Raw genomic sequence first — 20,888 nt, 5'->3', positions numbered from 1 at the left:
GCTCCATCCTGCTGACCAGGGGCGCCGCGCGGATCGCCCGCACCGGCGGTCTCGTGGGGGTCAGTTCCTCGCCGACGCGGGGGAGGAGCCGGGCCCCGCGCCTCCCCCGGGCGGGGGAGAGCCGGCCGCGACCAGGCCCGTCTCGTACGCGCAGATCACCGCCTGGATCCGGTCGCGCAGGCCCAGCTTGGCGAGCACGTTCCCCACATGGGTCTTCACCGTGTGGTCGCTCACCACCAGCTCCGCCGCGATCTCCGCGTTCGACAGGCCGCGCGCGAGCAGCAGCAGCGTCTCCCGCTCCCGGCCGGTCAGCACGTCGAGCCGGGGGTCCGGGCCGGGAGCCGTCCGGCGCGGTCCGCCCGCCGTGTACTGCTCCACGAGCCGCCGGGCCACGGACGGCGCGAGCAGCGAGTCGCCCGCCGCCACCACCCGCACCGCGTGCACCAGGTCGTCCCGTCGGACGTCCTTGAGGAGGAAGCCGCTCGCGCCCGCGTGCAGCGCCTCGTACACGTACGCGTCGGTGTCGAAGGTCGTCAGGATGACCGTCCGGCAACCGGACTCCGCGCTGATCGCCCGGCAGGCCTCGATGCCGTCGGTCCTGGGCATCCGGATGTCGAGCAGGGCCACGTCGGGCGCGTGCCGGCGCACCGCCTCGATCGCCTCCGCCCCGTCCCCGGCCTCCGCCACCACCTCGATGTCGGGCTGCGCGTCCAGGATCATCGCGAAGCCGCTGCGGACCAGCTCCTGGTCGTCGGCGACCACCACGCGGATCGTCGTCATCTCCCCACCTCCGCCGTGGAGGGTACGGGGAGCAGGACCCGCACCTCGAACCCCCGGCCGCCCGGCCCGGGGCCGGTCGTCGCCGTGCCGCCGTGCGCGGCGGCCCGCTCCCGGATGCCGGTCAGGCCGTGCCCGCCGGGTCCCGCCCCGGGGCCGCGTCCGTCGTCGGTGACCGTGACCCGCAGGACCCCGTCCGCGTGGGAGAGCCGGACGTCGGCCGTGCGGGCGTCCGCGTGCCGGACGACGTTCGTCAGGGCCTCCTGCACGATCCGGTAGACGCTCGCGCCGGTCGTCGCGGGCAGCGCCCGTACCCCGCCCTCCGTCGCGTACGAGACGGCCAGACCCCCGGCCCGCACCCGGGCGACGAGGTCAGGGATGCCCGCGAGGTCCGGCTGCGGTTCCCTGGGCGCCGTCCCCTCGGCGCCCTCGCGCAGGACCCCCAGCATCTGCCGCAGCTGGACCATCGCGTCGCGGCCCGTCGCCGAGATCGCCTCGAAGGCGGCCTCGGCGCGCTCCGGGGCCGTCCGTACCGCCACCGGCCCCGCCTCCGCCTGCACGACCATCAGGCTCACCGCGTGGGACAGGATGTCGTGCATCTCCCGGGCGATCCGGGCCCGTTCGCGGGCGGCGGCCCGCTCGGCCTCGATCCGGTGCTCCCGCTGCCGGGCGTCCTGGAGCCGGCCGAAGACGTACGCGGCCCCGAACACGAAGAGGGAGAAGGTCAGTTCGCGGGCCGACCGGGTGTTGAGCCAGACCGAGAACGGGACCGCGACCACCAGCAGCGCCGCCGTCGCCAGCCGCTTCCCGGGCGGGGAGAGCACGGCGATCGTGTAGACGCTGACGAGCCCCGTGTACGGCAGCGGCTGCCCCGGACCCTCCATGACGAGCACGTACAGCGTGCTCGCCGCCAGGATCGCGAGCAGGACGGCGAAGGGCGCCCGCCGCCGCCAGACCAAGGGCACCACGGTGAGCGTCGTCAGCCCGTACGCGGGCCAGGTCGCCGGCTCCAGCTCGGGCCCGCGCGGCACCACGAACGGCATCGTCATCGCCGCCTGCACGAGGAGCGCGATCCCGATGTCCACCGCCCACGGGTTCGCCGCGCCCCAGCCCCGCGCCCGCGTCCACCCGTTCCGTACGGCCCCCCGTACGCCCATTACGGTTTGCGGCCCACCGCGCCGAACTGCGCCACCGTGTACGCGTCCGCCGAGGTGGAGCGCCAGCGCGCGCAGGAGACGACGCCCGGCTCCAGGAGGTCGAGCCCGTCCAGGAAGGAGGTGAACTCGGCGCGGCCGCGGGCCGTGATCGGCGGGGTCGCGTTCTCGTTCCAGAACGCCATCGCGGCCTCGTTGCCCTCGCCGCCCAGCTCCGGCTCCAGCGTCGGGTGGGTGAGGACCAGGTGGCTGCCGGAAGGTACGGCGTCCATCAGGGTCCGTACGATCCGCCGGGCCTCGTCGGTGTCCAGGACGAAGTTGAGGATGCCGAGCATCATGACCGCGACCGGACGGGACAGGTCGAGCGTCGCGCCGGCCTCCGCCAGGATCTTCTCCGGGTCGTGCGCGTCGGCGTCCACGTACTCGGTGACCCCCTCCGGCGCGCTGGTGAGCAGCGCGCGGGCGTGGGTGAGGACGATCGGGTCGTTGTCGACGTAGACGACCCGGGCGTCCGGCGCGGCCCGCTGGGCCACCTCGTGGGTGTTGTCGGCGGTCGGCAGGCCCGTACCGATGTCCAGGAACTGGCGGACGCCCGCCTCGGCGGCCAGATGGGTCACGGCGCGGCCGAGGAACGCCCGGTCCGCGCGCGCCACTTCGCCGATGCTCGGGTAGAAGGCGGTGACCTGGTCGCCGACCTCCCGGTCCACCGGGTAGTTGTCCTTGCCGCCCAGCCAGTAGTTCCACACCCGGGCGTTGTGGGCGATGTCGGTCCGGATCCGGTCGTTCATGCGCGAGCCTTTCGCAGGACGGCGGCGAGGGTGGCGACCCGGTTCGTGGTGATCGAGTCGACCCCGTTCAAGATCAGCTTACGCATGGTGCGCGAGGTGTCCGCGGTCCAGGCCGAGACCAGCAGACCGTCCCGGTGGATCCGCTCCGTCAGCTCCCGACCCACCAGCCCGAAGCGGTAGTTGAGCCAGCGCGGGCGCACCGCGTCGAGCAGCACCGGTCGGGGCGGGGCGAGCGAGGTCCACGTCAGGGCGATCTCGGCGGCCGGGTCGGCGGCGCGCACCTGGAGCATGGCGACGGCCCCCGCGCAGTAGTAGACGCGCTCCCCGGCGCCGCACTCGCGGACGGTGCGGACGATCGTGCGGACCGAGTCCTCGTTCCCGCCCGGCAGGTCCAGCATCAGCCGCCTCTCCCCGGCGGTGAGCAGCGCCTCGCGCAGGGTGGGGATCCCGCCGTACGTCAGCTCGCGGACCTGCTCGTACGAGAGCGCGGAGAGGGGCCGGTCGTGGCCCCACAGGCGTTTGAGGGTGTCGTCGTGGAGGAGGACGGGCACCCCGTCCCTCGTCAGCCGGACGTCGACCTCGACGGCGTCCGCCCCCCGCTCGATCGCCGAGGCGATCGAGCGGAGCGTGTTCTCGCGGACGCGGTACGGGTCGCCGCGATGGCCCACGACGGTGACGGGCGCCGGGGTGCCTCCATGGTGCCGGACCTTCCCGTCCGGGCCGGCGGCTCCCGCGGCGGCGACGGGGTCCTCGGCGGCGACGGGGTCCTCGGCGGCGACGGGGTCCATGGCGGTGTCGGAGTCCATGGCCCCATTCTCGCCGTCGTCAGCGCGCGAGCCAGTCGTCGGTGTACGTGTCGATCTCGGCGGCGATCCGGGTCTTCCCGGCCGCGTCGAGGAAGGAGGCCTCCACCGCGTTCTTGGCGAGGGCGGCGACACCGCGCTCGTCGAGACCGAGGAGACGGGCGGCGACCGCGTACTCGTTGTTGAGGTCGGTGCCGAACATCGGCGGGTCGTCGCTGTTGACCGTGACGAGGACGCCGGCCTCCACCATCCGCCGGATCGGGTGCTCGTCGAGGGTGGCGACGGCCCGGGTGGCGATGTTGGAGGTCGGGCAGACCTCCAGGGCGATGCGGTGCTCCGCCAGGTGCGCGAGGAGCGCCGGGTCCTGGACCGAGCTGGTGCCGTGGCCGATGCGCTCGGCGCCCAGGTCGTTGATCGCGTCCCAGACCGTCTCCGGGCCGGTGGTCTCGCCCGCGTGCGGGACGGAGTGCAGACCGGCCGCCCGCGCCAGGTCGAAGTACGGCTTGAACTGCGGACGCGGCACACCGATCTCCGGGCCGCCGAGGCCGAAGGAGACCAGGCCCTCGGGGCGCAGCCCGTCGGTGGTGGCGAGACGGGCGGTCTCCTCCGCGGAGGCCAGACCGGCCTCGCCGGGGATGTCGAAGCACCAGCGCAGGACCGTGCCGAACTCGGCCTCGGCCGCCTTGCGGGCGTCCTCGATCGCCGCCATGAAGGCGCGCTCGTCGATGCCGCGGCGGGTCGAGGAGTAGGGGGTGATGGTCAGCTCGGCGTACCGGATGTTCTGCCGGGCCATGTCCCGGGCGACCTCGAAGGTCAGCAGCCGGACGTCCTCGGGGGTGCGGACCAGGTCGACGACCGACAGGTAGACGTCGATGAAGTGCGCGAAGTCGGTGAACGTGAAGTAGTCGGCCAGCGCCTCCGGGTCCGTGGGGACCTTGGAGTCGGGGTGGCGGGCGGCCAGCTCGGCGACGATCCGGGGGGAGGCGGAGCCCACGTGGTGGACGTGCAGCTCGGCCTTGGGGAGTCCGGCGATGAAGGGATGGAGATCGGTCATCGGATCATCGTAGGCCGGGCGGTTCCCCCGGAGGGGGGAGGTCGTAGCATGGCGGGACCATGATGGGGGAGGCCCATGTCTGACAACCGAGACCAGTCGCGGGGCGGTTACGACCCGACGGACCCGTGGGCTCCGCCGAACCGCGACGGGGTGGAACTGAGCAAGCCGGTGACGCCGTCGCCCGCGCCGGTGCACGACCAGCAGACCGTCACGTCCATGCCGCTCACACCCGAGCCGGGCGCGGTGCCGCCGCCCCCGGTGGCGCCCGGCGGTCCGGCGGCCACGCCCGGCGCGTACGGCTACCCGGCGGCGGACACCTCCGGGGGCTACGGCTACCCGACGGCCGCCGTCCCGCCTGCCACGCCGTCGACCTCCGGGTACGGCTACCCCGGATATCCGTCGTACGGCAGTAGCGGCTACACCGGCCAGCCCGGCTGGCAGCAGCCGCCGTCCAACGGCATGGGCACCACCTCGATGGTGCTCGGCATCATCGCGGTGGCGGGGTTCTGCCTGTACGGACTGGGGACGATCCTCGGCATCCTGGCGCTGATCTTCGGCATCATCGGCCTGAAGAAGGTGGGCCGGGGCGAGGCGACGAACCGGGGCATGGCGATCGCGGGCATCGTGCTCGGTGCGATCGGCACCCTGGTCAGCGCCGTCTTCCTGGGATTCATCCTCTGGGCGGTCACCCAGGACTCCTCGTCCTTCGAAGACCCGGGGTACGACGAGGACCCGTTCGCGTCGAGCCTGGTGGTCGAGAGCGGCCGCTGAGGTCCCGTACGAACGAGAGGGCCCCGCACCGGATCGGTGCGGGGCCCTCTCGTCCGTCCGGGGCGCTCGCGTCGGGTGGGAGCGGGCCTTCTTGTTGGGCCGGGCCCGCACCGATCCGGTGCGGGCCCGCTTGTCCGTCCCGGGCGCCCGCTTCCGTCACGCGTCGAGCCCCGCGTGCTCTCAGGTGCCGAGGAGCAGGCGCTCCCGTGCCTCCATCAGGGCGAAGCCCAGGAGGTTCTCGCCGCGCCAGCGGGCGGGGTCGTGGGCGCGGGCGTCGTCGGCGGCGAGTCCGATGCCCCAGACGCGGTCCATCGGGCTGGCCTCCACCAGCACGCGGCCGCGCGTGCCCAGGAGGTATGCGCGCAGGGACTCGTCCGAGGAGAACTTGTGGACGCTGCCCTCGACGACGATCCCGAAGCGCTCCCGCCGCCACACCGTCTCGTCGAAGTCCCGCACCAGCCGGCCGGCCTTCTTGGCCTCCGCCGGGGTGGCGGCGGTCAGCGCCGCCCGCTCGGCCTCCGCGTCCCCGAAGAGACGGGCCTTGGCCGCCATCATCCAGTGCTCCGCCGTCCCGTACGACACGCCGTCGACGACGAACGGGGACGGCCACCACTGGCTGAGGCAGCTCGCCGAGAGGCGCCCGTCCGGGTGCGGGCGGTGGCCCCAGAAGTGCAGCCACTTCACCCTGTCACCCCTGTTGACCTGCTGTGTCAGGGCTTCGATCTCGCTCATGCATGCGAGTGTGGCATCCGCCACGGACACTCCGTACGGAGATTTTCCGGGCGCCTCGACACATGGTCGACCGATTCCGTCGCGTAACCAAAAGGCAACAACGGAATCACTTGTTGGCCCACTGTCGTCATGTCAGGATCGGCACTCAAATCGAGCTGGGACAACGGAGAGCGTCATGGGCAACCGCTTCCAGGTGACGGACCGCTTCGCGGACGGCGCACAGTACATCGGCGGCCGGCTCCGCGCCGGAACCTCCGGTCAGGAACACAGCGTGATCGACCCGGCGACCGGGAAGAGCGTCTACTCCTACGCGCTCGCCTCCACCGCCGACGTCGACGAGGCCGTCGCCGCCGCCAAGGCCGCGTTCCCGGGCTGGGCGGGCGCCACTCCCGGTGAACGCTCCGACGCGCTGCACCGCTTCGCCGGCGTCCTCGCCGAGTGGGCCGAGGACTTCGCCCGCGTCGAGTCCCTCCAGTGCGGCAAGCCCCTCCGGCTCACCACCGAGTTCGACGTGCCCGGCACCGTCGACAACACCGCCTTCTTCGCGGGGGCCGCCCGTCACCTCCAGGGCCAGTCGGCCGGCGAGTACAGCGGCGACCACACCTCGTACATCCGGCGCGAGCCGATCGGGGTCGTCGGCTCCATCGCCCCCTGGAACTACCCGCTCCAGATGGCCGCCTGGAAGATCCTCCCGGCCGTCGCGGCCGGCAACACGATCGTCCTGAAGCCCGCCGAGCTCACCCCGCTGACCTCCCTGATGTTCGCCCAGGCGGCGACGGAGGCCGGCATCCCCGACGGCGTCATCAACATCGTCAACGGCGCGGGACGCACGGTGGGCGAGCACCTCGTCGGCCACCCCGACGTCGTCATGACCTCCTTCACCGGCTCCACCCCCGTCGGCAAGCGGGTCGCCGAGATCGCCACCGCCACCGTCAAGCGCCTCCACCTCGAACTCGGCGGCAAGGCACCCTTCGTCGTCTTCGACGACGCCGACCTGGAGGCCGCCGCCCACGGCGCCGTCGCCGCCTCCCTCATCAACAGCGGCCAGGACTGCACCGCGGCCACCCGCGCGTACGTGCAGCGCCCGCTCTTCGACGCCTTCGTCGCCCGCGTCGCCGAACTGATGGAGACCGTCCGCCTGGGCGACCCCTTCGACCCCACCACCGACCTCGGCCCGCTGATCAGCCACGCGCAGCGCGACCGGGTCGCCGACTTCGTCGAGCGGGCCCGCGGCTACGCCACCGTCGTCACCGGCGGCGAAGCCCCTGGCGGAGAGCTCGCCGACGGTGCGTACTATCGTCCGACCCTGATCACCGGCGCCGCCCAGGACAGCGAGGTCGTGCAGTCGGAGATCTTCGGCCCGGTCCTGGTGGCCCTGCCCTTCGACGGCGACGACGAGGGCATCCGGCTCGCCAACGACACCCCGTACGGCCTGGCCGCCTCTGCCTGGAGCCGGGACGTCTACCGGGCCAACCGCGCCACCCGGGAGATCAAGGCCGGCTGTGTCTGGGTCAACGACCACATCCCGATCATCAGCGAGATGCCCCACGGCGGCACCAAGGCATCGGGGTACGGGAAGGACATGTCGGCCTACTCCTTCGAGGAGTACACGCAGGTCAAGCACGTGATGTTCGACAACACCGCGGTCGCCGCGAAGGACTGGCACCGCACGATCTTCGGGGACCGATAGCAATCTGCCGCCCGACCGGCGGCGCAACCATCCCGAAAGGGCACAGCGCATGGAGCAGTACGAGCCCGACAGCCTGTCCGCCGCGCAGACCGCGGCGATACGTCGCAGCCTGACGAGCGGCCGGGGCGCCCTGAGCCGCCGTTCGATGCTGCGGGCGGGCGGTGTCGGCGCGCTCACCGTCGGCGGCCTCGCCGCGCTGAGCGCCTGTGGCATCCCGCCGGCCAAGCGGGAGGGCCAGGGGCCCGCCTCCACGGACGTCTCGGCCAAGGAGAAGACCCTCGCCTTCTCCAACTGGACCGAGTACATGGACGTCAGTGAGGACGAGAAGTCCCGCCCCAGCCTGGAGGCGTTCACGAAGCGCACCGGGATCAAGGTCAAGTACACCGAGGACATCAACGACAACGTCGAGTTCTTCGGCAAGATCAAACCGCAGCTCGCGGCCGGCCAGGACACCGGCCGCGACCTGATATGCGTCACCGACTGGCTCGCCGCCCGGATGATCCGGCTCGGCTGGGCGCAGAAGCTGGACGCCTCGAACCTGCCCCACGCCTACGCGAACCTCTCCGCCCAGTTCCGCAGCCCCGACTGGGACCCGGGCCGCGCCTACTCGTACCCGTGGACCGGCATCTCCACGGTCATCGCGTACAACGTGAAGGCGACCGGCGGGAAGAAGGTCGACTCGGTCACCCAGCTCCTGGACGACCCCTCGCTCAAGGGCCGGGTCGGCTTCCTCACCGAGATGCGCGACTCGGTCGGCATGACCCTGCTCGACCTCGGCAAGGACCCCGGGAACTTCACGGACGCCGACTACGACGCGGCGGTCGGACGGCTCCAGAAGGGCGTCGACAAGAAGCAGATCCGCCGCTTCACCGGCAACGACTACACCTCCGACCTGGACAAGGGCGACCTCGCGGCCTGCCTCGCCTGGGCCGGCGACGTCATCCAGCTCCAGGCGGACAACCCGGACATCAGGTTCTCCATCCCGTCCGCCGGCTACATCACGTCCAGCGACAACCTGCTCGTCCCCGCCCAGGCCCGGCACAAGACGAACGCCGAGCGGCTCATCGACCACTACTACGAGCTCCCCGTCGCCGCCCGGCTCGCCGCGTACATCAACTACGTCTGCCCCGTCGACGGGGTGAAGGACGAGCTCGCCAAGATCGACCCCGAACTCGCGAACAACACGCTGATCCTCCCGGACAAGGCCATGGCCAAGAAGTCGCACGCCTTCCGCTCGCTCACCAGCGCGGAGGAGACGGCGTACGAGGAGAAGTTCGCCAAGCTCATCGGCGCCTGAGTCCGGCCTCGTCCACCTCTCTCACTCCCCTGGGACCGCAACCCATGACTGACAAGACTGCGCACACCGGAAAGAACACTGGCGGCGGCGACGTCCGTCTCACCGGGATCAGCAAGTCGTACGGCTCCTTCACCGCCGTCCACCCGCTCGACCTGACCGTCCCGCAGGGCTCCTTCTTCGCCCTCCTCGGCGCCTCCGGCTGCGGCAAGACCACCACGCTGCGGATGATCGCGGGCCTGGAGGACCCCAGCACCGGCACCGTCTTCCTCGGCGACAAGGACGTCACCGCCCTCCCGCCGTACAAGCGGCCCGTCAACACCGTCTTCCAGTCCTACGCGCTCTTCCCGCACATGGACATCACCGAGAACATCGCCTTCGGCCTGCGCCGCCGGGGCATCAAGTCGGTGAAGAAGCAGGTCGACGACATGCTGGAGCTCGTCCAGCTCGGCGACAAGGCCCGGCACAAGCCGCACCAGCTCTCCGGCGGCCAGCAGCAGCGCGTCGCCGTGGCCCGCGCGCTCATCAACCACCCCCAGGTGCTCCTCCTCGACGAGCCGCTCGGCGCCCTCGACCTCAAGCTGCGCCGCCAGATGCAGCTGGAGCTGAAGCGGATCCAGACCGAGGTCGGCATCACCTTCGTGCACGTCACCCACGACCAGGAGGAGGCCATGACGATGGCCGACCAGGTCGCGGTGATGAACGGCGGCCGGGTCGAGCAGCTCGGCGCCCCCGCCGACCTGTACGAGAACCCGCGGACCACCTTCGTCGCCAACTTCCTCGGCACCTCCAACCTCATCGAGGCCGAGGTCCTGGAGACGGGCTCCGACGTGCTGGTCACCGCGGGCGGCGGCAGGCTCCGCGTCCCCGGCGACCGCTGTACCTCCGCCGTCCGCCAGGGCGGCAAGGTGCTCGTGGGCGTCCGCCCCGAGAAGATCTCGCTGACGCACAAGGACGACGCGGGCGCGATAGCCGACGGCCGCAACCGGATCACCGGCCGGATCGTCGACTCCTCCTTCATCGGCGTCTCCACCCAGTACGTGGTGAACAGCCCGGCCGGGGCCGAACTCCAGGTGTACGAGCAGAACGTCGAGAGGCGCGCGGGACTCCTCCCCGGCGCCGAGGTGGTCCTGCACTGGAACCCGGCGCACACCTTCGGGCTCGACGCCGCCCAGTCCCTGCTTGCCGGGACAGTGGGCTCCGCGGGCGTGGAGACGGTGGAGGACGCCGGATGAGCACCACCACCCTCACCAAGGAGGAGACGGCGCCGCCGACCGGGGAACCCGTTCCGCGCAAGCCCTCCACCCGCAAGCGGCTCGTCCCGTACTGGCTGCTGCTGCCCGGCATCGTCTGGCTGGTCGTCTTCTTCGCCCTGCCGCTGGTCTACCAGGCCTCGACCTCGGTCCAGACCGGCTCCCTCGAAGCGGGCTTCCAGGTCACCTGGCACTTCCAGACCTACTGGGACGCCTTCCAGGAGTACTGGCCGCAGTTCGTCCGCTCCCTGCTGTACGCCGGGACCGCGACCGTCCTCTGCCTGCTGCTCGGCTACCCGCTCGCGTACCTGATCGCCTTCAAGGCCGGCCGCTGGCGCAACCTGCTCCTCGTCCTCGTCATCGCGCCCTTCTTCACCAGCTTCCTCATCCGGACCCTGGCCTGGAAGACGATCCTGGCGGACGACAGCGTCGTCGTGGACGTCCTGAACGCGCTGCACGTCCTCGACGTGACCAGCCTGCTCGGCTGGACCGAGGGCGACCGGGTGCTCGCCACCCCGATGGCGGTCGTCTGCGGTCTCACGTACAACTTCCTGCCCTTCATGATCCTGCCCCTGTACACCTCCCTGGAGCGGATCGACGGCCGGCTGCACGAGGCCGCGCGGGACCTGTACGCCTCACCGGCCACCACCTTCCGCAAGGTGACCTTCCCGCTGTCGATGCCCGGCGTCGTCTCCGGCACCCTGCTCACCTTCATCCCGGCCAGCGGCGACTACGTCAACGCCGAACTGCTCGGCTCGACCGACACCAAGATGGTCGGCAACGTGATCCAGTCGCAGTTCCTGCGGGTGCTCGACTACCCGACGGCGGCCGCGCTCTCCTTCATCCTCATGGCGATCGTCCTCGTCATGGTCACCGTGTACATCCGCCGAGCGGGAACGGAGGATCTGGTCTGATGCGTTGGATCCGTAGGAACCTCGTCGTCATCGCGGGCCTGCTGACGCTCGCGTACATGCTCCTGCCGAACATCGTCGTGATGGTGTTCTCGTTCAACAAGCCGAACGGGCGCTTCAACTACTCCTGGCAGCGGTTCTCCCTCGACGCCTGGAAGGACCCCTGCGGCGTCGCCGACATGTGCCAGTCGCTGTCGCTCTCGCTCCAGCTGGCCGCCTGGGCCACCCTCGGCGCCGTCGCCCTCGGCACGATGATCGCCTTCGCGCTCGTCCGCTACCGCTTCCGGGCCCGCGGCGCGATCAACTCGCTGATCTTCCTGCCGATGGCGATGCCCGAGGTCGTCATGGCCGCCTCGCTGCTCACCCTCTTCCTCAACATGGGGATCGAGCTGGGCTTCTGGACGGTCCTGATCGCCCACATCACCTTCTGCCTGTCGTTCGTCGTGACGGCGGTCAAGGCCCGGGTCATGTCCATGGACCCGCGCCTTGAGGAGGCCGCGCGCGACCTCTACGCCGGGCCCACGCAGACCTTCCTGCGGGTGACCCTGCCGATCGCCGCGCCGGGAATCGCCGCCGGCGCCCTGCTCGCCTTCGCGCTCTCGTTCGACGACTTCATCATCACCAACTTCAACGCGGGCCCCTCCACCGTCACCTTCCCCATGTTCGTCTGGGGCTCGGCGCAGCGTGGAACACCCGTTCAGATCAACGTCATCGGCACCGCGATGTTCGTCCTCGCGGTACTGGTGGTCATGGCCGGGCAAATCATCACGAACCGGCGCAAGAAAACAGCAACAGCCTGAGCGAAGGCCGCCCAGGCACCGAAGGAGTTGGAAACCATGGCCCCAGTCGCCATGCGTCTCGCTGCACAATCTCTCTCCGACGCCCAGCCCGTCCCCTTCTGGCTGGAAGATCCCGGCAAGCCGGGAGCCCTGCCCGCCCTCACCGGCACCGAGACGTGCGATCTCCTCGTCGTCGGCGGCGGCTACAGCGGACTGTGGACCGCGCTCCTCGCCAAGGAGCGCGACCCCGCCAGGGATGTCGTCCTGATCGAAGGCCGCGAGGTGGGCTGGGCCGCCTCGGGCCGCAACGGGGGCTTCTGCGCCGCCTCCCTCACCCACGGCTTCGGCAACGGGCTCGCCCGCTGGCCGGGCGAGCTGCCGAAGCTGGAGGAGCTCGGCGAGCGCAACCTCGACGCCATCGAGGACGCGGTCGCCCGCTACTCCCTGGACTGCGACTTCGAGCGCACCGGTGAGATCGACGTGGCCACCGAGCCGTACCAGGTCGAGGAACTCCACGAGATGTACGAGGAGATCGACCGGCTCGGCCTCGCGGACGGCCTCGAACTCCTCGACCGTGACGCCGTGCGCGCCGAGGTCGACTCACCGACCTTCCTCGGCGGCCTGTGGGACCGGCGCGGCGTCGCCATGCTGGACCCCGCCAAGCTGGCCTGGGGCCTGAAGCGGGCCTGCCTCGGCCTGGGCGTCCGGATCTTCGAGAACACCCCGGGCCTGGAGCTGGTCTCCGCCGGCGCCGGCATGGGGGTGCGCACCCCGTACGGCAAGGTGGTCGCCCGCCGGGTCGCGCTCGGCACCAACGTCTTCCCGTCGCTGGTCAAGCGGGTCCGCCCGTACACCGTCCCGGTCTACGACTACGCCCTGATGACCGAGCCGCTCACCCCCGAGCAGCTCGCCTCCGTCGGCTGGCGGAACCGGCAGGGGCTCGGCGACTGCGCCAACCAGTTCCACTACTTCCGGATCACCGCCGACCACCGCATCCTGTGGGGCGGCTACGACGCGATCTACCCCTTCGGCGGCAAGGTCAGCGCCGAGAGGGACCACCGCCCGGAGACCTACCTCAAGCTCGCCGAGCAGTTCTTCCACTGCTTCCCGCAGCTGGAGGGGCTCCGCTTCAGCAACGCCTGGGGCGGCGCGATCGACACCTGCTCCCGCTTCTCGGCCTTCTTCGGTACGGCGTACCAGGGCAAGGTGGCGTACGCGGCCGGGTTCACCGGCCTCGGTGTCGGCGCCACCCGCTTCGGCGGGGACGTGATGCTCGACCTGCTCGCGGGGGAGCGCACCGAGCGCACCGAGCTCGAGATGGTCCGCTCCAAGCCGCTGCCCTTCCCGCCCGAGCCGATCGCCTGGGCCGGCATCGGTATCACCAAGTGGTCGATGGCGCGGGCCGACGAGCACGGCGGCCGCCGCAACCTGTGGCTGAAGGCGATGGACCGGATGGGCCTGGGCTTCGACAGCTGAGACTCCGTCATGTGACCCACATCACAACTGATGGGTAGCTGAAACCGCGTAAGAGCAGCCGCCCGAACCGCTCTCTCCGTACGGACACCGTGTCCACACGGAAGGAGACCGTTGCGATGACTGGTACGGGGGCCTCGGGCGCCAAGAGCGCGGTGGAGTGGTTGGTTTCGGTAGCACCCGATCCCGACGCCTGCCGGTGGGAGTGGGAGCGCAACCCGCACGGGGTCGCGCTGCTGCCCGCCGGCAGGCGCTGGGACGTCCTGATCCTGCCGGCCGAGCTCGGCTACCCCACGCTCGACGTGCTGACCCGCCTCGTGGACCGGCCGGGCCCGGTCCTCGCCGACTTCGGCGACGCCCGGATGGGCTTCTTCGTCCCGCCGGGCACCGCGACCCGCTGGCTCGGCACCGGGGTGCGGGGCGCGGGCGCCGGAACCTGGATCGTGGTCCCGTACCCGGGGCGCGCCACCGGCGGAGTGCGCTGGCTGGTGGCGCCGGACGGTTCGGGCACCCTCACCGACGCCGCGCTCCTGGAACTGGCCATGCACGAGGCGGCGGGGCGGATCGGGCGGGCGGGAGGGGTGTCGTAGGCGGCGTGGTGCGTACGGTGGGCGGGGACCGCCGTCCGCCGTGCGGACGTCGGGAGCGGAGGTCTTGACCACTTGATTGGTCTGGACCATGCTGTGGCGCGCTCCCACCTCGATTCCCCCATCCCCGGAGGCAGTTGTGGACCGCGCCAGACCTCTCACCCTGCTCCTCGCGGGTGTCCTCGCCGCCGGCGGACTCGCCGCGCTCACCCCGACGGCCCAGGCCGCCGACAGCGAACTCGCCCGCAACGGCGGCTTCGAGGCCGGCCTCGACGGCTGGACCTGCACGGCGGGCAGCGGCGCCGCCGTCACCTCGCCCGTCCGCAGCGGCACGAAGGCGCTCCAGGCGACCCCCGCCGGCAGCGACAACGCCCGCTGCTCGCAGACCGTCACCGTCAAGCCCAACTCCGCGTACACGCTCAGCGGCTGGGTCCGCGGCAGCTACGTCTACCTCGGCGCGTCCGGCACCGGCACCACCGACGTCTCCACCTGGACCGGCTCCGCCCCCGACTGGCGGAAACTGTCGACGTCGTTCACCACGGGCGCCTCCACCACCTCGGTGACGATCTACACCCACGGCTGGTACGGCACCCCCGCCTACCAGGCCGACGACCTCTCCCTGTACGGCCCCGGCGGCGACCCGGTGCAGCTCCCGGCCGCCCCCGCCGGTCTCGCGGCGGGCTCCCCGACCTCCACCTCCGTGCCGCTGACCTGGTCCGCAGTCTCCGGCGCCACCTCGTACCACGTCTACCGGGGGACCACGAGGATCCAGACGGTCACCGGCACCTCCGCCACCGCGACCGGGCTCACGCCCTCCACCGCGTACACCTTCCAGGTCAGCGCGGTGAACAGCGCCGGCGAGTCCGCGAAGTCGACCGCCGTGAGCGCGACGACCACCAGCGGCGGGGGCGGCACCCCCGGCCTGCCCGCGCACGCCCTCGTCGGCTACCTCCACGCCAGCTTCGCCAACGGCTCCGGCTACACCCGGATGGCCGACGTCCCCGCCTCCTGGGACGTCATCAACCTCGCCTTCGGCGAACCGACCTCGGTGACCTCGGGCGACATCCGCTTCAGCCTCTGCCCGGCCACGGAGTGCCCGAACGTCGAGTCGCTCGCGGAGTTCAAGGCGGCGATCAAGGCCAAGCAGGCCGCCGGCAAGAAGGTCCTCATCTCGATCGGCGGCCAGAACGGCCAGGTCCAGCTCTCCACCACGGCCGCCCGTGACACCTTCGTCTCCTCCGTCTCGAAGATCATCGACGAGTACGGCCTCGACGGCCTCGACATCGACTTCGAAGGCCACTCGCTGTCGCTCCAGACCGGCGACACCGACTTCCGGAACCCGACCAGCCCGGTCGTCGTCAACCTGATCCAGGCGGTCAAGACCCTCAAGGCCAAGTACGGCTCCGGCTTCGTCCTCACCATGGCCCCGGAGACCTTCTTCGTCCAGCTCGGCTACCAGTTCTACGGCTCCGGCCCCTGGGGCGGCCAGGACCCGCGCGCCGGCGCCTACCTGCCGGTCATCCACGCCCTGCGCGACGACCTGACCCTGCTCCACGTCCAGGACTACAACTCGGGCCCGATCATGGGCCTGGACAACCAGTACCACTCGATGGGCGGCGCCGACTTCCACATCGCGATGACCGACATGCTGCTCACCGGCTTCCCCGTCGCCGGCAACGCGGACCGCTTCTTCCCGGCCCTCCGCGCCGACCAGGTCGCGATCGGCCTCCCGGCGTCCACCCAGGCGGGCAACGGCCACACGGCCCCGGCCGAGGTCGACAAGGCCCTGGACTGCCTGACGAAGAAGGTCGACTGCGGTTCCTACCAGACCCACGGCACCTGGCCCGCGCTGCGCGGCCTGATGACCTGGTCGATCAACTGGGACCGCTTCAACCAGTGGCAGTTCTCGCAGAACTTCGACGCGTACAACTGGAGCTGACCGCCAGGACCAGCAGCGAGAGGCAGAGGCTGGCCAGCACGTCGAGCGGCCAGTGGAAGCCCCGCAGGACAAGCCCGGTCCCCGTCACCGCCGTCAGCACGGCGGCGACGGGGATCAGGCGGTTCGAGACGAGGAAGGCAGCGCCGAAGTAGGCGACGGCGGCCGTGGCCGTATGGCCCGAGGGGTAGTAGCCCTGGGCCCAGGGCTCCAGGGGGCCGGGGCGGGCCGTCCACTCCTTCAGGGGAATCACCAGGAGCGGTACGGCGGCCATGGCGAGCCCCGCGTACAGGGCGGCGTGACGACGGCCGCGCCACACCGCGTACGCCATCGCGCAGGCGAGGACGGGCAGGGCGACGGTCATGTCGCCGAGGTCGGAGGCGAGTTCGCTCAGGGGCCGGGGGACCGAGTCCACCACGGCCCGGGACACCCGCTCGTCGAGCCTGGTCAGGGAGCCGTGGACGAGCACCTGCCAGGTCACGACGGCGAGGGCGACGAGCGCCGAGAAGAGAGTCGGCCGCCCTGGAACAGGGGGGGTGGTTCCAGGGCGGCCGAGAGGATCGGGCCGCCGCTCGCCCCGGGGGGTGTGGGGCGGGCGGCCATCCGATCGGTGAGGAGTCCCGGAGCACGAGGCCCCGGTGGTGTGCGCGACGGCACGGTGTGGGCGGGGCTGGGGAGGCTCCGCCCGGGGTGTTTCTCTCATCTGCGGAAACCGTACGTCAGAGAAGAGGGGACCGACAGCGGGAAACGCGTCCCGCCATCGGCCCCCCACAGAGTCTTCACACCGTGGTCCCCACGGAGGCGCGTCAGATCTGGGCGAAGGCGTTCTCGATGATGTCGAGACCCTCGTTCAGCAGGTCCTCGCCGATGACCAGCGGCGGCAGGAAACGCAGCACGTTGCCGTAGGTGCCACAGGTCAGGACCAGCAGACCCTCGGCGTGGCAGGCCTTCGCGAGGGCCGCGGCGGCCTCCGCGTACGGCTCCTTGGTCCCGCGGTCCCGGACCAGCTCGATGGCGATCATGGCACCGCGGCCGCGGATGTCGCCGATGGCGTCGAACTTCTCGGCCATCGCGGCCAGGCGGGCCTTCATGACCGACTCGATGTTCTTCGCCCGGGCGTTGAGGTCGAGCTCCTTCATCGTCTCGATGGAGCCCAGCGCGGCGGCGCAGGCCACCGGGTTGCCGCCGTAGGTGCCGCCCAGACCGCCGCCGTGGACGGAGTCCATGATCTCGGCGCGGCCGGTGACGGCGGCCAGCGGCAGACCGCCCGCGATGCCCTTGGCGGTGGTGATGAGGTCCGGGACGACGCCCTCGTCCTCACACGCGAACCACTGGCCGGTGCGGCAGAAGCCGGACTGGATCTCGTCGGCGACGAAGACGATGCCGTTGTCGTTGGCGAACTTCACGATCGCCGGCAGGAAGCCCTTGGCCGGCTCGATGAAGCCGCCCTCGCCCAGGACCGGCTCGATGATGATCGCGGCGACGTTGTCGGCGCCGATCTGCTTGCTGATCTGGTCGATCGCCTGGGCGGCGGCCTCGGGGCCGCAGTTCTCGGCACCGGTGGGCCAGCGGTAGCCGTAGGCCACCGGCACGCGGTACACCTCGGGGGCGAACGGACCGAAGCCCTGCTTGTACGGCATGTTCTTCGAGGTGAGCGCCATGGTCAGGTTCGTACGGCCGTGGTAGCCGTGGTCGAAGACGACGACGGCCTGGCGCTTGGTGTACGAACGGGCGATCTTGACCGCGTTCTCCACGGCCTCGGCGCCCGAGTTGAACAGCGCGGACTTCTTGGCGTGGTCGCCCGGGGTCAGCTCGGCGAGCGCCTCACAGACCTCCACGTACCCCTCGTACGGCGTCACCATGAAACAGGTGTGGGTGAAGTCCTGCAGCTGCGCGGAGGCGCGGCGCACGACGGCCTCGGCGGAGGCGCCGACCGAGGTCACGGCGATGCCGGAACCGAAGTCGATCAGACGGTTGCCGTCGACGTCCTCGATGATGCCGCCGCCGGCCCGCTTCGTGAAGACGGGCAGCGTGGAGCCCACGCCACCGGCGACCGCGTCGAGCCGACGGGCCTGAAGCTCCTGCGACTTCGGACCGGGAATGGCGGTGACGACGCGCCGCTCCTGCGGGACAGCGTTCATGCGGGGCTCCTGGGGGTGTTCTGGACGCACTTGCGGGTTTCCTCGCAGGCTAGGCGTGGGGGAGGCACGGTGGCATGCGCCGATAGGGAGTGTTGGGGGGTGTGTCGTTGTCCGGGATGGACAGGGTGGCGGTGGAGGGGTGGGCGGGGGGTGACGAGGTGGTGGCCGGACGGTCACCGATCCCGCCGCCGCGTGCCTCCCCGTGATCGGCCGTACGGGTGGTCGAATCCCCTCCGGAGAGGTGCGGGCCCACTAGATTGACGATGCGCAGACGCATCGACCTGACTGGTCAGGGGGCAGGGGTTCATGGAGACGGACGGCACGTACGAGTCACGTGAGACCAGGGGAGGGGTGGTGCCACGACCGGCGGGCCCGCCGGCCGTCCGCCCCCCGTCCGTACCGCCCGCCGCGGGGCACCCGCCCGTCCCCGCGCACACCCCGCCCCCTCCGCCCGCCGCTCCGCCCCGGCCGGCCGGGGCACCCGGGGCGCGGCCCCCCGTCGTCGACTGGCTGGACGCCCCCCGGCCCACGGCCGGACTCGGCGTCTGGCGGTTCCGGCACGTCCCCCCGCCGCCCCCCGCGCCCGCGCGCCTGGCGCCCGCCACCGTCGCCGGGATGCTCATCCCCGTCGCCGTCGGCCTGCTCATCTGGTCGGCCTACCGGCGCGGGACCCTTCCGTACATGTACGCCGTCCTCCAGACCCTCACCCCCGGCGACTGGTGGTACCACGGCACCACCGCGCCACGGGACTGGCACGGAACAGCCGCGCACGAGGTGTTCGGCGGCGTCGTCTTCGTCGGGCTCGTCTGCGCGATCGCCGCGCTCGGCTCCTGGGGCAAGATCGTCCGCCTCTATCTCGGCCGGTTCCGCGCACCCGTCCGCGCCGCGCTCGCGGGCGCCGGAGCCCTGATCGCTCTGGCCTTCGTCTGGCCGGAGGCCTTCGGCCTCGGCTGGGAGCCGCTCCCCGTCGTCATGCCCGTGTTCTCCCTCGTGTCCCTCGTCGGGGGCGGCTACGACGTCCTGGAATCCCCCTTCCTCGTCTATCCGCTGTACGCGCTCATCACCGCGCTCGTCGTGCTGCCCTTCGCCCGCGTCGGCGAATGGCCCGCCCTCTACCGCGCCCGGCGCGCCCGCGCCGCCGGGGCGGGCACCCCGGCCCCCGAGGCCGCTCCGGGCGTCCCCCTCTCCCAGTGGCCGGAGCTGCGCGAAGCCGGTCAGCACCGCGCGGCCGACGTGCTCGTCGGCGAACTGGCGACCGGGCGGATGAACGACGTCGACTGCGCTCGGGTCCGCCGCGCCTGGCAGGAGACGGACCGGGACGCGGGCCGCCGGGCCGCCCTCGTCACGACGCTCGTCGAACAGGGGGCCGCCCTGGGCGCCCACCCCTCCGGCGACCGCGACCTGCCCCACCGCGCCGCCACCCACGACCTGCTCGTCGACCAGGTGCGGATCGGCCGGTACGTGCCCGGCGAGCGCACCCCGCACGCCTACCACGGCGCCGGTGTGGCGCTCGACCGCGGCCTCCTCGCCACCTCCCTCCTCGCGGTCGGCCCCTCCGGCGCGGGCAAGACCCGCGCCCTCGTCGCCCCCGTCGTCGAGGCGCTCACCCTCCAGGCGCTGACCGGCGCCTGCGCCGTCGTCGCCGTCGGCGGGGCCTCGGCCCCCCTCGGTACGGACGAGGCCTACGACGTCGTCGTCCGGCTCGGTGACCCCGCCTCCCGCTACGACCTCGACCTGTACGCGGGGGTCACCGACCCGGACGAGGCCGCCGGCCTCCTCGCCGAAGGGCTCGTCGGCGACCTGGAGGGCGTGGAGACCCGGCGCGCCGCCACCGTCCTCGCGCAGCTCATCGGCCCATACCGGTCGGCGCACGGGCACTTCCCGACCGTCCCGGTCCTGCGCGAGCTGCTCGAAGCCCGCGCCGAGACCCTGACCGACCTGCTCGGCCTGCTGCCCGCCGACGGCGCCCAGGCCATGCGCCGCGAGCTGGAGTCCCGGATCCGGCAGATCGGCACCGCGACCGACCTGGGACCCGTCCTCGCCGACCGGCTCGCCGCCCTCGACCGGCCCGTCTTCGCCGACTTCTTCGGCGGCCGCAGCGAGGTGCGGCCCTTCTCCCTCGCGGCCGTCGCCCAACACCCGATGCGGGTGCGGATCAGCCTGCCGGAGGGCGGCCAGGAGGAGGCGGCGCGGCTCCTGAACCGACTGGTCCTCGCCCAGTTCCAGTCCGTCACCCGGGACCCCTCCAAGCGCGGCCACGTCGCCTTCCTGGTCCTGGACGACGCGGCCAGCGCGCTCACGCCCGGGACCGTGCGGGCGCTGCAGCGACTGCGCCCGCAGAGGGCGGCCGTCGTCCTCGCCCTCCGTACCCTCGCGGAGGTGCCCGAGCCGCTGCACGGGCCGCTCCTCGCGGCGGTCGGCTGCCGGATGGCCCTGGCGGGCCTGCCCACCTGGGACGGCCGGGCCTTCGCCGAGGCGTGGGGCACCGAACGGGTGGAGACCACGGAGGTGGCCCACCACACCGTCTTCGCCGACCAGCCGATGACCCGGGCCTTCCACGCCCTGCGCAAGCTGGTGACGGGCAAGGCCGTGACCACCGAGGCCGTCACCGTGCGCGAGGTGGAGCGGCAGCGGTGGTCGGCCTCCGACCTCGCCCATTCCGTCCCGCCCGGCCACGCCGTCCTCTCCCTCACCCATGTACGCGGCGAGCACACGCCACCCCTCCTGGTCGACCTGCGCGGCTGA

At 71.9% G+C, this 20,888-nt stretch carries 18 protein-coding genes; 10 read left to right on the top strand and 8 right to left on the bottom strand.

Translation table 11 applies throughout. The annotated features are described in order from the left end of the window. Positions 1-60: 60 nt before the first annotated feature. From ACRRSS_RS27625 to ACRRSS_RS27605, 5 genes are read right to left on the bottom strand one after another with little or no spacing between them, the layout of a single operon-like run. Positions 61-780, bottom strand: coding sequence for a response regulator transcription factor (locus ACRRSS_RS27625; RefSeq protein ID WP_351910143.1), 720 nt, complete (start codon positions 778-780; stop codon positions 61-63). Next, positions 777-1,934, bottom strand: a complete 1,158-nt coding sequence (locus ACRRSS_RS27620) for a sensor histidine kinase (protein WP_435973795.1) — start codon at positions 1,932-1,934, stop codon at positions 777-779. Before ACRRSS_RS27620 ends, ACRRSS_RS27625 begins: the two co-directional genes overlap by 4 nt. Then, positions 1,934-2,719, bottom strand: a complete 786-nt coding sequence (locus ACRRSS_RS27615) for an SAM-dependent methyltransferase (protein WP_435973794.1) — start codon at positions 2,717-2,719, stop codon at positions 1,934-1,936. The genes ACRRSS_RS27620 and ACRRSS_RS27615 overlap by 1 nt, the downstream gene beginning before the upstream one ends. After that, positions 2,716-3,525, bottom strand: a complete 810-nt coding sequence (locus ACRRSS_RS27610) for a glycerophosphodiester phosphodiesterase (protein ID WP_435973793.1) — start codon at positions 3,523-3,525, stop codon at positions 2,716-2,718. Before ACRRSS_RS27610 ends, ACRRSS_RS27615 begins: the two co-directional genes overlap by 4 nt. Before the next feature lie 19 nt (positions 3,526-3,544). Further along, positions 3,545-4,576 (bottom strand): adenosine deaminase, encoded by a 1,032-nt coding sequence (locus tag ACRRSS_RS27605; protein ID WP_435973792.1) that lies wholly within the window; start codon positions 4,574-4,576, stop codon positions 3,545-3,547. Positions 4,577-4,651: 75 nt separating this feature from the next. On the opposite strand from ACRRSS_RS27605, the gene ACRRSS_RS27600 reads away from it, so the two are divergent. Further along, on the top strand, positions 4,652-5,347 hold the full coding sequence (locus ACRRSS_RS27600) for a DUF4190 domain-containing protein (protein ID WP_435973791.1): 696 nt from the start codon (positions 4,652-4,654) through the stop codon (positions 5,345-5,347). 180 nt (positions 5,348-5,527) lie between these two features. Here ACRRSS_RS27600 and ACRRSS_RS27595 read toward each other — a convergent pair whose 3' ends face one another. Further along, a complete protein-coding gene (locus ACRRSS_RS27595; protein ID WP_435973790.1) occupies positions 5,528-6,079 on the bottom strand; it encodes an NADAR family protein in 552 nt (183 codons plus the stop codon). A gap of 175 nt (positions 6,080-6,254) precedes the next feature. On the opposite strand from ACRRSS_RS27595, the gene ACRRSS_RS27590 reads away from it, so the two are divergent. The 8 genes from ACRRSS_RS27590 (at position 6,255) to ACRRSS_RS27555 (ending at position 16,005) form a co-directional block, all read left to right on the top strand. After that, a complete protein-coding gene (locus tag ACRRSS_RS27590) occupies positions 6,255-7,769 on the top strand; it encodes a gamma-aminobutyraldehyde dehydrogenase (RefSeq protein ID WP_435973789.1) in 1,515 nt (504 codons plus the stop codon). Between the two features lie 49 nt (positions 7,770-7,818). After that, positions 7,819-9,066, top strand: coding sequence for an ABC transporter substrate-binding protein (locus tag ACRRSS_RS27585; RefSeq protein WP_435973788.1), 1,248 nt, complete (start codon positions 7,819-7,821; stop codon positions 9,064-9,066). Positions 9,067-9,110: 44 nt separating this feature from the next. Beyond that, entirely contained in the window at positions 9,111-10,298 is a 1,188-nt protein-coding gene (locus ACRRSS_RS27580; protein WP_435973787.1) for an ABC transporter ATP-binding protein, read from the top strand. Further along, on the top strand, positions 10,295-11,230 hold the full coding sequence (locus tag ACRRSS_RS27575; protein ID WP_435973786.1) for an ABC transporter permease: 936 nt from the start codon (positions 10,295-10,297) through the stop codon (positions 11,228-11,230). The genes ACRRSS_RS27580 and ACRRSS_RS27575 overlap by 4 nt, the downstream gene beginning before the upstream one ends. Beyond that, positions 11,230-12,027, top strand: coding sequence for an ABC transporter permease (locus ACRRSS_RS27570; RefSeq protein WP_435973785.1), 798 nt, complete (start codon positions 11,230-11,232; stop codon positions 12,025-12,027). Before ACRRSS_RS27575 ends, ACRRSS_RS27570 begins: the two co-directional genes overlap by 1 nt. A gap of 36 nt (positions 12,028-12,063) precedes the next feature. Next, the gene (locus ACRRSS_RS27565) at positions 12,064-13,482 is read left to right on the top strand and encodes an NAD(P)/FAD-dependent oxidoreductase (RefSeq protein WP_435973784.1); all 1,419 of its coding nucleotides are present in this window, start codon (positions 12,064-12,066) and stop codon (positions 13,480-13,482) included. 116 nt (positions 13,483-13,598) lie between these two features. Beyond that, complete coding sequence (locus ACRRSS_RS27560) at positions 13,599-14,069, top strand: hypothetical protein (RefSeq protein WP_435973783.1); 471 nt, start codon at positions 13,599-13,601, stop codon at positions 14,067-14,069. Positions 14,070-14,205: 136 nt separating this feature from the next. Further along, positions 14,206-16,005 carry a chitinase gene (locus tag ACRRSS_RS27555; protein WP_435973782.1) on the top strand — a complete coding sequence of 600 codons (1,800 nt, stop codon included), beginning with the start codon at positions 14,206-14,208 and terminating at the stop codon, positions 16,003-16,005. Here the strand turns inward: ACRRSS_RS27555 and ACRRSS_RS27550 are convergent. Together ACRRSS_RS27550 and gabT are read right to left on the bottom strand one after the other, a co-directional pair. Further along, on the bottom strand, positions 15,956-16,705 hold the full coding sequence (locus ACRRSS_RS27550; protein WP_435973781.1) for a phosphatase PAP2 family protein: 750 nt from the start codon (positions 16,703-16,705) through the stop codon (positions 15,956-15,958). The two genes, ACRRSS_RS27555 and ACRRSS_RS27550, sit on opposite strands and share 50 nt — an antisense overlap. A 103-nt stretch (positions 16,706-16,808) precedes the next feature. Next, entirely contained in the window at positions 16,809-18,143 is a 1,335-nt protein-coding gene (gabT, locus tag ACRRSS_RS27545) for a 4-aminobutyrate--2-oxoglutarate transaminase (RefSeq protein WP_435973780.1), read from the bottom strand. Positions 18,144-18,497: 354 nt separating this feature from the next. Between gabT and ACRRSS_RS27540 the strand changes: the two genes are divergently transcribed. Beyond that, positions 18,498-20,888 carry an ATP/GTP-binding protein gene (locus ACRRSS_RS27540; protein ID WP_435973779.1) on the top strand — a complete coding sequence of 797 codons (2,391 nt, stop codon included), beginning with the start codon at positions 18,498-18,500 and terminating at the stop codon, positions 20,886-20,888.

Origin of the sequence: Streptomyces sp. Qhu_M48, assembly GCF_051305195.1 — a bacterium.
In the GTDB taxonomy this organism is placed as follows: domain Bacteria; phylum Actinomycetota; class Actinomycetes; order Streptomycetales; family Streptomycetaceae; genus Streptomyces.
The sequence above is the reverse complement of the archived record's forward strand: the minus strand, read 5'-3'. Positions and strand labels throughout refer to the sequence as shown.